Source organism: Bacteroides sp. GM023 (assembly GCF_014750685.1).
GTDB lineage: Bacteria > Bacteroidota > Bacteroidia > Bacteroidales > Bacteroidaceae > Bacteroides.
Genome location: NZ_JAAXGE010000003.1, coordinates 310,002 through 324,935 on the forward strand (window position 1 = coordinate 310,002; position 14,934 = coordinate 324,935).

Sequence of the window (14,934 nt, forward strand, 5' to 3'; positions counted from 1 at the left end):
TCCCTTTCTTTATGTATAAACTCTATAATTTATGCACTTGTTAACGAAAAAGTTGTTTAATACGAATTACAATTATACATTTGTATTGTTAAACAATAAGGAAGTATAATCCTTGAATATTAATTTAAAACTTTAAAATTATGAAGAAGAGTGTTTTATTTGTATTATTTGCGCTGATTTCAGTAGCAGGTTTTTCTCAAATTGCAGGTTGGAATGCCAAAGTTGGTATGAACATCAGTAATTACACAGGTGATGCTGATATGAATGCCAAGATTGGTTTCAAACTTGGTGGTGGTTTTGAATATGCTTTTGATGATACATGGTCACTGCAGCCTTCATTGTTTCTGACAACAAAAGGTGCAAAGAAAGATGGAAATAGTGTTAATGCAATGTACCTGGAATTACCGGTAATGGCTGCTGCCCGTTTTAATATAGCGGATAATACTAATTTTGTTGTTAATGCCGGTCCTTATTTTGCTTGCGGTATTGCTGGTAAAACAAAACATGATTTAGGAAATAATACAGAACGTAAAGTAGATACCTTTGGAGATGATGCTTTGAAACGTTTTGATGCAGGTCTTGGTGTAGGAGTAGCATTAGAATTCGGAAGAATCATTGCCGGTTTGGATGGTCAATTCGGTTTGGTAGATGTACAAAAAGCCGGTAATCCTAAAAACATGAACTTCTCTATCGTTGTAGGATACAAGTTCTGATAACAGGATATAAAGAAAAAGAAAGCCGTTGCAGAAGATGATTCGCAACGGCTTTTCTTATATTATTGAAGGTACACTATCAATTTCGATAAACTTCTTTCTTTAATCCGACAACTTCTTCAACTTCTTGAAATGCTCGATTACAGCAAGATAATTTTGATCCGAACATGCATCGAACCTGTTCCAAAGGTCTCCTAGTACGACAGCTCCCCCAAAACCGAAATCTTTAATTTCCAGTAGGTTGTCTTCGTTGATACCCCCCAATGCCATTACTTTGGAATCAATGATTTTGGCCTTTTGGGCTTCACGCAATTCTTCGGCAGTATATGTTGAATAGTAATTCACTTTAGAGATACTGTCATAGATAGGACTCATGAAGACATAATCATAGAAATGCTTTTTGTTTTTCACCTCCTCGACAGAGTGGCACGAGCAACTGATATGTCCGTCATAGTCATGCGGCTCTTTCGGATTTCGTGCATTCAGATGAATCCCCATCAGGTTGAATTCCTCCTTCAGATAAAAATGCTCGTGAGTGACAATGCGGCGGTGATATTTTTCCGGGATAAGAGTCAGTAATCGTTCTGAATACATGGCCGGAGTTTCCGGTTTTCTAAGATGTAGGATATCCAGGCCCTCTTCGAAAAGAGCAGTAATAATCTTATCTTCTTCAACGAAGAAAGTGGGTGTGGTGACTACAATTAATTTCATTTCCTTTGTTAACTTGGATTGTTTAGCAAAGTTAGTGATTAACTATATCAGAAACCAACGTTTATAGTGAAAATTTGTTAGATTGCAATGTACGCAAGTCAATAGTCCATAGTTCACCTGCCAAAACATCGCCAAATCCGCCAATAACTTTCAGAACTTCCGTAGCTTCAATGCTTCCTACGACGGCGGGAGTAATCCCCATTACACCTTTTGGCGGTGGTGGCATCCGCTTCATTTCTTCTTCGTCAGGATAGAGATCACGGTAGCTTTTCTTCCGATCCCCGAAATTGAAAACCGAAACTTGTCCTTCAAAACCGCAGATGGCACCGTATATATACGGCTTTCCCTGCTGGATGCAAATATCATTAATCAGATAACGTGTGGCGAAGTTATCGCAACCATCCACAACCATATTATATTCCCCGATAATATCAAAAGCATTATCCTCGGTCAATCGGGTAGAGTAGGGCTGTATCTTAATTTCACTGTTAAGGGCGGATAGTCGCTCCGCCGCACATACTGCCTTGAACTTGCCCAGTTCTTTCTCGGAATAGAGCACTTGCCGTTGCAGATTGCTGATACTTACCACATCATCATCCACCAACCCGATACGGCCTACACCGGCACCTGCCAGGTAGAGGGCGATGGGAGAGCCTAACCCTCCCACGCCTACTATAAGAACTTTGGCATCCAACAACTTCTTCTGACCTTCTTCACCGATTTCGGGAAGAATCATTTGTCTGTCGTACCGCATCCGTTTATCTTTTAAAATCGAAAGACTGGTCCCAATCCTTCCAAATCGGTTCACGGCCTAACTTCCTCAAATCACGTTCCACTTCCACCGCTTTCCGTTCATCGCTGACATGAAATTGTTCCAGCGTTTGTGGATAACTGTAATATCCTCCCGGTTCTGTTTTACTTTCCGCACTCATGGTCGTTACACCCAGTGTAGCCATGTTATTCCGGATTTCAGCACTTTCACGGGTAGAATAAGAGATGTCCACATCATGGTCGAAGATACGCATGGCGAATGTCAGTTGAGCCAGTTCCCGGTCGTTCATAATTACGTTCGGTTGGAAACCGCCATTCTCCGACGGGCGCATACGCGGGAAGTTGACGCTGTATTTTGTTTTCCAGTAATGCTTTTGCAGATAACGCAGATGATAAGCCATCATAGTGACATCCGTCCGCCATTCTTCCAGTCCGATCAGGACACCCATACCAATCTTGTGCACACCTGCCTGTCCCATACGGTCGAAGCCATCCACGCGCCATTCGAATTTAGACTTCATGCCTCTTGGATGATACGTCTTGTAGTTTGACTTATTATAAGTCTCCTGAAAACAAATCACTCCGTTCAGTCCATGATCCGTCAGTTCTTTGTATTCTTCCACCTTAAGCGGCATCACCTCAATTTGCAGATTACTGAAATAAGGCTTTGCCAGATCCAGTGCACGGGCGATGTACGGAACTCCGGCTGCCGCAGGGTTCTCACCCGTCACAAGCAGAAGATTCTCAAAAGGAGCCAATCGCTTGATAGCCTTGTATTCATTGATTATCTCTTCCTCGGTCAGTATCGTTCTTTTCATCGGATTACTGATGTGAAAACCGCAATAGACACAGGAATTGGTACATGAATTAGTCAGGTAGAGCGGAACAAACATAGAGATTGTTTTGCCGAACCGTTCCATTGTATATTTTTGGCTAAGGCGTGCCATCACTTCCAGGTAAGGAGTGGCGACAGGTGAAATCAGCGCCATAAAGTCGTTGACGTCCAAATGTTCTTTCTTGCTTAATGCACGGCGTACATCGGCATCAGTTTTGGAATAGATGGCTTTTGTCGTCTCTTCCCAGGATATTTTTTCTAATTCGTCAGAGAACATTTTATTAGTGATTAGTTTTTTAATGCTTAGTGATTAATGGTTGCTGTGTGTGATTAGTGATGACTTTTTGTAGGTTCATCACTAATCACTATTCCGTTTATCACTTCTTTTTACTCTTTTTTAAATCACGTGATAATCGCATCGCACAGAAGTTAGGCCCGCACATCGTACAATATTCTCCGTCGATGTGGTGTCCTGCGCGGAAATAAGTCTGTGCCCGTTCCGGGTCGAGTGACAAGTCGAACTGGTCTTTCCAGCGGAATTCATAACGCGCTTTGCTCAGTGCGTTGTCACGTACCTGCGCACCCGGATGCCCTTTGGCAAGGTCGGCGGCATGAGCAGCTATCTTGTAGGTGATAACTCCTATGCGAACATCTTCTTTGTCCGGTAGGGCAAGATGCTCCTTCGGAGTCACATAGCAAAGCATTGCCGTACCCAGCCATCCGATTTGTGCGGCACCGATAGCGGAAGTGATATGGTCGTATCCCGGAGCAATATCCGTCACCAACGGGCCGAGTGTGTAGAACGGTGCATCGTGGCACTTCTCAATCTGACGTTCCATATTCTCTTTAATCTTGTGCATCGGAACATGGCCGGGCCCTTCGATAAATGCTTGTACATTCTTGTCCCAAGCACGAAGTACCAGTTCTCCCATCGTATCCAGTTCTGCAAACTGAGCTTCATCGTTGGCATCATAGATAGAACCCGGACGAAGTCCGTCTCCCAAAGACACCGCTACATCATACTCTGCCAGAATATCGCAAATATCATCGAAGTGATCGTACAAGAAACTCTCCCGGTCATGTTCCAGACACCATTTACTCATAATACTTCCCCCGCGACTGACAATACCGCACAAACGATTATCGGCAAGGTGTACATTATGGCGACGGATACCCGCATGAATCGTAAAGTAATCCACTCCCTGCTCGCATTGTTCGATCAAAGTATCCCGGTAGATTTTCCATGTCAGGTCTTCCACTACACCGTTTACTTTTTCGAGCGCCTGATAGATTGGAACCGTGCCTACCGGAACGGGGCAATTGCGGATAATCCACTCACGTGTCTCGTGGATATTTTCTCCTGTAGAGAGATCCATCAAAGTATCACCGCCCCATTTGCAGCTCCACAATGCTTTTTCCACTTCTTCGTCAATGCTCGAAGTAGTAGCAGAGTTTCCGATATTCGTATTGATTTTCACTAGAAAGTTCCGTCCGATAATCATCGGTTCAGCTTCCGGGTGATTGATGTTGGCAGGCAATACGGCACGTCCTTCCGCAATCTCTTGGCGGACAAATTCAGGAGTGATATGGCTTTTTATTCCCAGTTCCTCGCAGTTCATATTCTCACGGATAGCCACATACTCCATTTCGGGAGTGATGATACCTCTTTTGGCATATGCCATTTGAGTGATAGCTTCTCCTTTTTTGGCACGATAAGGCAGGGCGATATGTTCAAAACGCAGATGGTCGAGACTCTTGTCATCCCGTCTCATGCGTCCGTATTCGGATGTAATTTCAGGGAGTTGTTCTACATCACCGCGACCTACAATCCATTCTTCGCGTATTCGTGGCAAACCTTTTTTAAGGTCGATACTCATATCCGTGTCGCTGAACGGACCGCTGGTATCATATACATATACTTCGGGATTCGGTGTCGCAATCTTTTCTTCGCCTTCAAAACTGACGCTGGGCACTTGTTCCACTTTCCGCATGGCTACACGGATATTCGGATAAAGTTTGCCGGGCAAATATACTTTTTGAGAGCGGGGAAATTTTATTCTTTGTTCCATAATTGTTCTTTTAGTAGTCAGCTACTCATTCATATTATTTATCCAGGAAAGCAGTCAGAGGTGAGCTTGCTTCGGCTATAAAGTTGTCCGCTTGCAGTCCTAATCCCGCTTCGTAAGCCCGTCTTCCGGCTTCGGTGGCAGCTTTGAAAGCCTTTGCCATCTCTACCGGGTTTCCGGCAACGGCGATTGCCGTATTTACCAATACGGCAGAAGCACCGAGTTCCATTGCTTCAGCAGCATGGCTTGGAGCTCCGATACCGGCATCAACGACAACGGGGATACCTGCCTGCTCGATAATAATTTGCAGGAACTCTTTGGTTTGCAATCCCTTATTCGTGCCAATCGGAGCACCGAGAGGCATAACGGTAGCTGCACCGGCTTCTTCCAACCGTTTGCAAAGCACAGGGTCAGCCTGGCAATAAGGCAACACGACAAAGCCCAGTTTTACCAACTCTTCCGTAGCCTTCAGTGTCTCGATAGAGTCGGGGAGCAGATAACGGGGATCGGGATGAATTTCCAGTTTCAGCCAGTTCGTACCGAACGCTTCACGCGCCATCTGTGCGGCAAAAACAGCTTCTTCCGCATCACGTACACCGGAAGTATTGGGCAATAACTGGATATTCGGATGGATAATATGTCTCAGCATGTCGTCCTCTTTATTGTCCATGTCGATACGTTTCATGGCAACCGTTACCATTTCTGTGCCCGAAGCCAGAATGGACTGTTCCATAACTTCATTGGAATTGAATTTTCCTGTTCCCAGGAAAAGGCGTGAGTTAAATTCACGTCCCGCAATTACTAACTTTTCCATGTCTTTTGGAATTTAGAATTATAGATGTTGATTTATGAATTACTTAGAATTTTTCGTGTTTCCTCTACCGGATTTTCCGCCCGGAGAATCGTGCCGGACATGGCAATCCCGTTGACTCCTGTGCGGAGAATATCAGGAATATCCTCGTTGGTGATTCCACCGATAGCCACTACGGGCAGTTCGATATTCGCTTCCTTCATTTGGGAAAGGATGGACGAATATCCTTCCAAACCCAGTACAGGGCTTAGATTCTTTTTGGTAGTGGTGAACCGGAAAGGCCCGATGCCGAGATAGTCGGCTCCGGCGCGATAATGCTGTACGACATCTTCAAATGTATTTGCCGTGCCGCCGATGATAAAGGCTTCTCCGAGTATCTGCCGTGCCTGGTCGATAGGCATATCCTTTTTACCCAGGTGCACACCGTCCACTTCCAGCTTTTTGGCCAGTTCGACGTGGTCGTCAAGGATGAGGATAGCTTCATACTCTTTACAAAGCGGTTTCAGTTGCAGTGCTACCGCTTCCACTTCCTCGAGAGGAGCATCCTTCATGCGTAATTGAATCCATTTGCACCCGCCTTCGAGTGCCATACGTGCCGATTCGAGGTATGAATACCGTTCGGTCTGATGCGTGATAAATTGTAGACTGACCATCACTTTATCCTCCGCAAGCTGCCTTGATAATTACCAGGTTGTCATTCTCATGCAGCATGAAACGCTCCCACTCGGTGCGGGGAATCATTTTGTTGTTCACGGCGATAGCGATACCCTGAACCGGAAGTTCGAGTTGTGCTGTCAGTTGTGTAAGGGTAGAGTCAGGAATAATTTCCACCTCTTTGTTGTTCACTTGTACTTTCATTGTCCTATCAGAATAAATAAGTTGAAAGTAAATACAAAGAGCGTGCTTTTATGGAAAGGCGATAAGAAGAAACACAATCCCTACGTCAGTACTAACTGCCTCAGGTTCCTAGGGTATAATCTCAGCCCCTCATGGGGCACCCCTTTGTCTTTACAGGGGCAAAGTAAGCGAAAAAGAAACAGAAAAAGACTAATTCGACAGATTATTTTTCATTTTTCTGCCGATTCCTGTTTTTTGATAGGATGGGAAAAGACAAATCGTGCGCCATTTTTGTAGTCCTTGTCAATCCATATATCACCACCCATATACTGGATAGTCAGCTTGCAAATAGCCAGCCCCAGTCCCGTTCCCTGAATAAACTCGTTCAGTTTTTCGAAACGCTGGAATACGAGTTCCTGTTTCTCTTCGGGGATTCCTGTACCGGTATCAGTTACGGAGAATAACATACATTGCTTTTCCTCGTCCACTTTGTAGTCCAGCGTGATACTTCCTCCCGCAGGTGTGAATTTCAACGCATTATTCAGCAGATTGATAATGATTTGTTGCAGGCGTAGCGGGTCGGTATAAAACTTATACGGCTCTTTGGGCATCTGGAGACTGATGTTTACATCTTTCGTTTTATTCTGATTCGTCAGAGTAATCATATTCTGACAATGATTCATCAATTCACACCACTCATATTTGAATTGCAATTTTCCTGATTCCAAGCGTGATATGTCCAATACATCGCTAATCAACTGGAGTAACAGATTGGAATTAGTCTGAACAATATTCGCGTATTCCTGAAGTTCTCCGCTATGGTCTACCGAATCAACAATCAGGCTGGAAAAGCCTACGATGGCATTCAGCGGTGTCCGTATCTCGTGACTCATGTTAGAAACGAAGGCACTCTTTAATTGATTGGCTTCCTCGGCACGTTCCTTGGCGTCACGCAGTTCGATTTCAGATGCTTCCAGTTTCTTTTTGTCTTCCCGCAGTTGCTCTGTCGTTCTTTCAAGATGATTTTTCAGTGTTTTAGTCCGGTAATAGTAATAAAGTGAAATCATCAATCCGCCTATCAATACCAGAAATATGAGCAGAATAAACTGTACCTCCGTCTTATAAGCCACAAAGAAAGGAATCGGGCGATTGATAACAAGTGAGTTGACAGGCAGCTTCTTGTTTTCGAATCCCCATTCTTTCAGCTTGTTGGCATCAAATTTATACCTGTTGGGCAGAATATTCATGCTGCTGATATCAGTTTTCCCCAGGTCTAAAAATTGGTAGGCATATTCACCCATGCTTTTTCCCACACCTTCATATTGGGGAACATATCCTCCGATAGCCCAATAACCTATGGCGGTGGAAGTCATGCTGAATACCGGCAACAAAGGATTGGCTTTGGAAAAAGCATAAACGGAGTTGTTCATATAGGTAATTCCACGGTTGTCCACCCGCCAGATGCCGAGTAGCATAACCGATTTTGGAGAGAGATTCCGTAGCTGGCTGACAGCCGTATCAATGGTATGAATACGACCGTCGATATAAGTGACCGACAGTTCCGGATAATTTTTCAGGTTCTGCTTGAACCAGGCAAGCTCGGCCAGTCCATTGTATGTATTGTCCGATACGAATACCAGATTATCCATTTCCGGATAAAAGTCCTGCATCATTTCTATATCTTTATTGATGTCATATTCGTATGTGTTACAGTATTTTATATTATATTCCTTCATCCTCTCCGTTAAGTCGATGCTTTGAGGATTGTAGTTCTGGATATCAATCGAATCGTTCGGGATACGGATGCCGTTGCGTGACGCCATTGCACAGAAAACGGGAAGCTGCTTGTATTTCTCGTCTTCGAGATGAAGGAAACTGCTCCATGCTTCACCACCCAGCAGGACAACCAACTTCGCTTTCGGATGCTTGTCCAAAATATCGGTTAATGTCTTTTTCCATTTATGAGCCTGGGTTAAATCCGTTGCGTTCATATTTTCTACGATGGTAGAGTATTTTCCGCCCAATTGCGTATAAGTCTTTATAAATGCACTGATGTTATCGTAGGTATATTTAGTATCGGCATTATAAGAAGTGATAAAAAGTATTTCTTCCTCAGATTCTTCTGCGGTAGCGGCATTGCAGAAAATGGGGAAGAAAAGGAGAAAGGCAATGGCGATAATCAATCGTATGTTTTTTCCTTTATGTAATGTCATAATTGTTTGTTATGCTGATATGAGTACTGCAAAAATACAACTAATGTAGCTTATATACAATAAATATTTATTTTTTATGTGAGAAAAAAGGTCGCTGTGAAAATCACAACGACCTTTTCATTAGTATAGTTTAGTCAGTAAATCCGGTTACATTCTTTTTTCAACCACATCCCAGTCGATGATGTTCCACAGGGCGTTTACGTGGTCGGCACGGCGGTTTTGGTAATCCAGATAATAGGAGTGTTCCCACACGTCGAATCCTAGAAGCGGTTTCAATCCGGCACGTACAGGGTTGCTGCCGTTTCCTTCTTTGGTGATGTGCAGTTTGCCGTCTTTGTCAACGGACAACCAAGCCCATCCCGAACCGAACAATCCTACTGCTGCTGCATTGAATTCTTTCTTGAAGTTTTCAAAGCTGCCGAAGTCACGTTTGATTGCTTCTCCCAGTTTGCCGGCCGGTTCCTTCTTCGCAGGTTTCGGGGCAAATTGCAGGAAATACAGATTGTGGTTCAATACTTGTCCGGCGTTATTGAATATAGCTCCATCCGGTGCTACGGCAACGATTTCCTCCACCGTTTTACCTTCATATTCTGTTCCCGGTACGAGGCTATTCAGATTATTTACATACGTTTGTAGATGTTTTCCATAATGGAAATCTATCGTTTGCTGACTGATTACAGGTTCCAACGCATTGTTTGCGTAAGGAAGTTTAGGCATTTCGTAAGTCATGGTCATCATAATTAAAGACATTAATATAGTATTCATAATGTTACAAGTTTTAATTGGCTTGTTATACTATAATAACAGAAGCCTTCCGCAAAATGTTCACAGTATCTTCTTTTTATTTATAAATATACTGTATCCGCTCCATATCTTTCGGGTTGTCCCGGCTCGTGCGGCAGACCCATTGTCCCGTATTGTCATACTCATAGTAAGAATTTCCATCAATCCGGTTACCGTATTTATCGTACAGGCAAGTCAGGCAGCCGGACGTTTTCTGATTATTCCCTAAAATTCGTTGGTAGACAATTTGCGTCAGATACCCGTACTTGTCATATTCATAAGCGTCTTTCTGTGAAATAATCTGATCGGACGAATTAGCGAAAAGCAAGTTCTGATGTTGTGAGGCAATCAATCTGCCTTTGTCATCATATTTGTTTGCGGTGTAGCCCTGGAGTTCTCCGTTCTTATTATATTCTTTGGATTCGGTTAATAAGCCCTGCTTATCATAAGTACTTATGATGAGTCTGCCATCCGTATATCTCAGAGAATCGCTCTCGATGCTTCCATCGGCACCGATACGGCGTGTCCGCCGGTAAACGTCCGTCTTGGTCTTCGGATTCGTCTGTACCTCAAAGATGCAGTGACCTTGCGGGTCGTACAGTCTGTTTGTCTGCATTTCATTGCTTGCCTGCCCGTTTTTCATGGTTAGTGATAACGTGGAGATGAGATGCCCCTTGTCGTCATACGAATAAGTGGTAGAGATATTCCCCGTGCTGTCGTTTTCGGCAGACTTTATCAGCCTTCCTGCATTATAATATTTCACGGAAGTGGGAGTGGAGATGATTGTTTGCAGGATAAACGGTGTCCGTAACGCATTGGCCTGGTCACGAAATTCCTTGTATCTGTGCGTACTAAGAAATTCCTGCAACAGACTCAGAGATTCGGAACTGACTATCGCCGGCTTTAAAAGCTCGAAATCCGCTTTCTCACTAAGATATTCCAGGTCATTCAGATGCGTACGTGCTGCGGTATTCAGATAAGGAGTACGCTTGTAGTCGTCGATGATTTGCCGGATAGCCGTTGCATTTCCCCCTTCCCGTAAGCTGTCAATGCTATGGAACAGGTAATTGTCGTATAACGCTTGCACTTCACCCAGGAACGGGCGGGTATCCGTATCCGTGAAGAACTTTTGCATGGCGGGATTATCAAAGAAAGCTTTGAAATTCTCCGGTGTCGGATTCTTTTTCACAATCTGATAAAGCCGTTTGTTCTCGGCGGCATTGACCTGGGAGATAAATTTTCCGTTCGGATACTCGGTCATATACGTCTGATAGATGCCGGGCGCAGGTGCTTTCAGCATACCTTCCAGCAGTGCCATTTCGCGGATATCCCGTAACTTCTGCACCAGTGCGGAATCTGCGGGATAACCGCTTGAACGGATACTGTCCATCAGTGTCCGGCTAAAAGGAATCTGATCCTTCGAAGCCTCTAAAATATAGACGATAGATTGCTCCGCTTTGTTCTGCACGTTGGAAAGCTGTATCTTCTCCTCATCGCAGATGTTGGGGAAATAGGCTTTGGCGGCTTTCTCGTAACATCCGAAATAGTCGGTGGCAGCCTGTTCGCTCTGCTTGTTCCACAATCCGTTGAGAACATCCAGTAAAGCCAGTTCCTCGGCATAATACGACTGCGTTTCGTCATCTACCTTTTCGCGGTTCTTCTGCCATTTGTCAGCGTCGTTGTCATTCAGATACCTGAGCAGTTTTTCCAGACGGCTCTGTTTCTGTGCCATGGCCTGTGGAATACAGGCAAACAGGCTTAAACTCAAAATAATCGATAAAAATATACTTCTTTTCATTGCTTTTGGGGGTTAGGTTAAAATAGTTAGTGATGAAAAATCATAAAAATACCTTCATTCTCGAATGAATATTATACTTTTGCATTGAGAACAAATTTGAATGCCAAGGGTTTGTTAAAAAACCACATTGTTTTTATAATGCTGTTATGAGTACCAATTATATAGAGGAATTGAACGAGAGTCAGTGTGCAGCAGTGACTTACAATGACGGACCTTCACTGGTGATAGCCGGTGCGGGTTCGGGAAAGACGCGCGTATTGACTTATAAAATCGCCTATTTGCTGGAGAACGGTTACAATCCGTGGAACATCCTCGCGCTGACCTTTACCAATAAGGCAGCCCGTGAGATGAAAGAGCGTATTGCCCGCCAGGTAGGTATGGAACGGGCACGTTATCTGTGGATGGGGACTTTCCATTCCATTTTCTCCCGTATCCTTCGTGCCGAAGCGCAACATATCGGATTTACCTCCCAGTTTACCATTTATGATACGGCGGACAGTAAAAGCCTGCTCCGTTCCATCATCAAAGAGATGGGACTTGACGAAAAGACCTATAAACCGGGCGCCGTGCAATCCCGCATCTCCAATGCCAAGAATCATTTGGTTACTCCTACGGGATATGCTGCCAATAAAGAAGCCTATGAAGGCGATATGGCTGCTAAAATGCCTGCCATCCGTGATATCTATACCCGTTATTGGGAAAGATGCCGCCAGGCGGGAGCTATGGACTTTGACGACCTGCTGGTATATACCTATATCCTGTTCCGTGACTTCCCGGAAGTCCTGGCACGCTACCGTGACCAGTTCCGTTATGTGCTCGTAGATGAGTATCAGGATACCAACTATGCCCAGCATAGCATCGTCCTGCAACTGACGAAGGAAAACCAGCGGGTATGTGTCGTAGGAGATGACGCGCAAAGTATCTATTCCTTCCGTGGAGCGGATATTGACAATATTCTCTATTTTACGAAAATCTATCCCGATACGAAAGTCTTTAAACTGGAGCAGAATTACCGTTCCACGCAAACCATTGTCTGCGCTGCCAACAGCCTGATTGAGAAGAATGAGCGTCAGATACGAAAAGCTGTATTTTCCGAGAAGGAGAGAGGAGAAGCTATCGGCGTGTTCCAGGCATACAGTGATGTGGAAGAAGGTGATATTGTGGCTAATAAGATAGCCGAATTACGCCGGGAGCACGATTACGGCTATGCAGACTTTGCCATTCTGTATCGTACGAATGCGCAGAGTCGTATTTTTGAAGAAGCTCTTCGGAAGCGGACAATGCCTTATAAGATTTATGGCGGACTCTCTTTCTATCAGCGAAAAGAGATAAAAGACGTTATCGCTTATTTCCGGTTGGTGGTGAATCCGAATGATGAAGAAGCGTTCAAGCGTATCATCAATTATCCTGCCCGTGGTATCGGAGATACGACTGTCGGCAAAATAATATCGGCAGCTACCGATAATGGAGTCAGCCTGTGGGCGGCGCTCTGCGAACCGTTAAGCTACGGACTGAATATCAACAAAGGGACGCATACGAAACTTCAGGGTTTTCGTGAATTGATAGAAGGTTTTATTACCGACCAGGCGGATAAGAACGCTTACGAGATAGGAACAGATATCATCCGTCAGTCCGGCATTATCAATGATGTTTGCCAGGACACTTCTCCGGAGAATTTGAGTCGTAAGGAAAACATAGAAGAATTGGTGAATGGTATGAATGACTTCTGCGCTTTGCGGCAAGAAGAAGGTAATCCGAACATTTCCCTTACCGATTTCCTTTCAGAGATTGCCCTGCTTACCGACCAGGACTCCGATAAAGCGGATGATGGAGAGAAGATTACTTTGATGACAGTCCATTCCGCCAAGGGATTGGAATTTAAAAACGTGTTTGTGGTCGGGTTGGAAGAAAACTTGTTCCCTAGCGGTATGGTGGGTGATTCACCCCGGGCATTGGAAGAAGAGCGCCGTTTGTTCTATGTAGCCATTACCCGTGCCGAGGAACATTGTTATCTGTCTTTTGCCAAAACCCGTTTCCGTTACGGAAAGATGGAGTTTGGAAGTCCCAGCCGTTTCTTGCGGGATATTGATATTGATTTCTTGAAGATGCCGCATGAATCGGGAGTCAGCCGTTCGGTTGATGAGGGTGCGGGACGTTTCCGCAGAGAGATAGAAGGCGGATTTACCCGTTCTGCTTCTCCGTCGCGTACGTCTTTCGGAAGTTCCTCTTCCGGGCAGCGTGAACGGCCAAAGGCGCAGATAATAGCTCCCAGTGTACCAAGAAACCTGAAGAAGGTAAGTACGGTAGGCAGCAGTGGGGGAACTCAGGCGGCATCTTCCGGTTCGGCATCGGTAGCAGGTGTACAAGCCGGGCAAATGATAGAACATGAGCGTTTCGGACTCGGAGAAGTCATAAAAGTGGAAGGAACGGGAGACAATGCGAAAGCAACCATTCATTTTAAAAATGCGGGTGACAAGCAACTATTATTGCGTTTTGCTCGTTTTAAAGTGGTAGAATAGATAATAACACTAAATAGAGAGGTTCATGAAGAAACAACTAACAGTATTTTTGCTTTCCGCTTTGATTTTGAGTGGATGTGCGTCGGGGCGTATGGGAAATCCGGGAGCTATCGTGGCAGGTGCTTCTATCGGTGGCAGTTTGGGGAGTTCGATAGGTGGACTTGTCGGGGATAATAATCGTGGATGGCGAGGTGGTTACCGTGGCTCTGCTATCGGAAATATTGTAGGAACCATTGCCGGTGCGGCAATAGGAAGTGCGTTGACAGCACCGAGACAGGAACAGATTGAAGACGATGCCTATGTTCCCGAAGTGCGTGAAGTCCGTGTTCAGAAATACAAGAAACAACCACAGGTTCAGCAACCTATCTCTCAATTGAAGCTGCGCAGAATCCGTTTTATTGATGATAATCGCAATCATGTGATTGATGGGGGAGAGAACAGCAAAATTATTTTTGAAGTTATGAATGAAGGGCGTAGACCTGTTTATGACGTTGTTCCTGTGGTAGAAACCGTTGGTAAAGTGAAACATATCGGCATTTCTCCTTCCGTTATGATAGAGGAGATTCTTCCGGGTGAAGGTATCCGTTATACAGCCTCTATCCATGCAGGCGAAAGGCTGAAAGATGGTGAAGTGACATTCCGTGTAGCAGTGGCGGACGAGAATGGGATCATTTGCGATTCGCAAGAGTTTACTTTGCCTACACAGCGCTGAATTTAAAGGGATAATAGTCCGGAATATTCGGTATGAATATAGTGACGGTATATGCTCGGGATAGTGACGCTATCTTAGGCATATACCGTCACTATATTGATGGGATAGCGTCACTCTTTTAAGAGCCATTTCCATATGGGAATAATCTGTATTTTTTTGTTATCG

The 14,934-nt window shown here is 44.6% G+C and carries 13 protein-coding genes and 1 riboswitch; of the genes, 3 read left to right on the top strand and 10 right to left on the bottom strand.

What is annotated here, in order from left to right; genetic code table 11:
* Nucleotides 1-140: 140 nt before the first annotated feature.
* Nucleotides 141-713: a porin family protein gene (locus HC965_RS07860; protein ID WP_191030980.1), complete on the top strand. Its 573-nt coding sequence runs from the start codon at nt 141-143 to the stop codon at nt 711-713.
* 102 nt (nt 714-815) lie between these two features.
* Here HC965_RS07860 and HC965_RS07865 read toward each other — a convergent pair whose 3' ends face one another.
* From HC965_RS07865 to HC965_RS07910, 10 genes are all read right to left on the bottom strand, one after another.
* Complete coding sequence (locus HC965_RS07865) at nt 816-1,424, bottom strand: thiamine phosphate synthase (protein ID WP_167965486.1); 609 nt, start codon at nt 1,422-1,424, stop codon at nt 816-818.
* A gap of 61 nt (nt 1,425-1,485) precedes the next feature.
* Nucleotides 1,486-2,178 (bottom strand): HesA/MoeB/ThiF family protein, encoded by a 693-nt coding sequence (locus tag HC965_RS07870; protein WP_191030981.1) that lies wholly within the window; start codon nt 2,176-2,178, stop codon nt 1,486-1,488.
* Nucleotides 2,179-2,182: 4 nt separating this feature from the next.
* Entirely contained in the window at nt 2,183-3,307 is a 1,125-nt protein-coding gene (gene thiH / locus HC965_RS07875) for a 2-iminoacetate synthase ThiH (protein WP_191030982.1), read from the bottom strand.
* 100 nt (nt 3,308-3,407) lie between these two features.
* Nucleotides 3,408-5,099: a phosphomethylpyrimidine synthase ThiC gene (thiC, locus tag HC965_RS07880; RefSeq protein ID WP_191030983.1), complete on the bottom strand. Its 1,692-nt coding sequence runs from the start codon at nt 5,097-5,099 to the stop codon at nt 3,408-3,410.
* 34 nt (nt 5,100-5,133) lie between these two features.
* Entirely contained in the window at nt 5,134-5,910 is a 777-nt protein-coding gene (locus tag HC965_RS07885; RefSeq protein ID WP_191030984.1) for a thiazole synthase, read from the bottom strand.
* 32 nt (nt 5,911-5,942) lie between these two features.
* The gene (locus HC965_RS07890) at nt 5,943-6,560 is read right to left on the bottom strand and encodes a thiamine phosphate synthase (RefSeq protein WP_191030985.1); all 618 of its coding nucleotides are present in this window, start codon (nt 6,558-6,560) and stop codon (nt 5,943-5,945) included.
* A 4-nt stretch (nt 6,561-6,564) separates the two neighbouring features.
* A complete protein-coding gene (gene thiS, locus HC965_RS07895) occupies nt 6,565-6,765 on the bottom strand; it encodes a sulfur carrier protein ThiS (RefSeq protein WP_191030986.1) in 201 nt (66 codons plus the stop codon).
* A gap of 60 nt (nt 6,766-6,825) precedes the next feature.
* A riboswitch (TPP riboswitch) is annotated at nt 6,826-6,919 on the bottom strand.
* 55 nt (nt 6,920-6,974) lie between these two features.
* On the bottom strand, nt 6,975-8,957 hold the full coding sequence (locus tag HC965_RS07900; RefSeq protein ID WP_191030987.1) for a HAMP domain-containing sensor histidine kinase: 1,983 nt from the start codon (nt 8,955-8,957) through the stop codon (nt 6,975-6,977).
* A gap of 147 nt (nt 8,958-9,104) precedes the next feature.
* Complete coding sequence (locus tag HC965_RS07905; RefSeq protein WP_191030988.1) at nt 9,105-9,722, bottom strand: superoxide dismutase; 618 nt, start codon at nt 9,720-9,722, stop codon at nt 9,105-9,107.
* A gap of 76 nt (nt 9,723-9,798) precedes the next feature.
* Nucleotides 9,799-11,538 carry an RHS repeat protein gene (locus HC965_RS07910; protein WP_191030989.1) on the bottom strand — a complete coding sequence of 580 codons (1,740 nt, stop codon included), beginning with the start codon at nt 11,536-11,538 and terminating at the stop codon, nt 9,799-9,801.
* A gap of 146 nt (nt 11,539-11,684) precedes the next feature.
* Between HC965_RS07910 and HC965_RS07915 the strand changes: the two genes are divergently transcribed.
* Nucleotides 11,685-14,057 carry an ATP-dependent helicase gene (locus HC965_RS07915; RefSeq protein ID WP_191030990.1) on the top strand — a complete coding sequence of 791 codons (2,373 nt, stop codon included), beginning with the start codon at nt 11,685-11,687 and terminating at the stop codon, nt 14,055-14,057.
* A 25-nt stretch (nt 14,058-14,082) separates the two neighbouring features.
* Nucleotides 14,083-14,769 carry a glycine zipper family protein gene (locus tag HC965_RS07920; protein WP_191030991.1) on the top strand — a complete coding sequence of 229 codons (687 nt, stop codon included), beginning with the start codon at nt 14,083-14,085 and terminating at the stop codon, nt 14,767-14,769.
* The last annotated feature ends 165 nt before the right edge of the window (nt 14,770-14,934 follow it).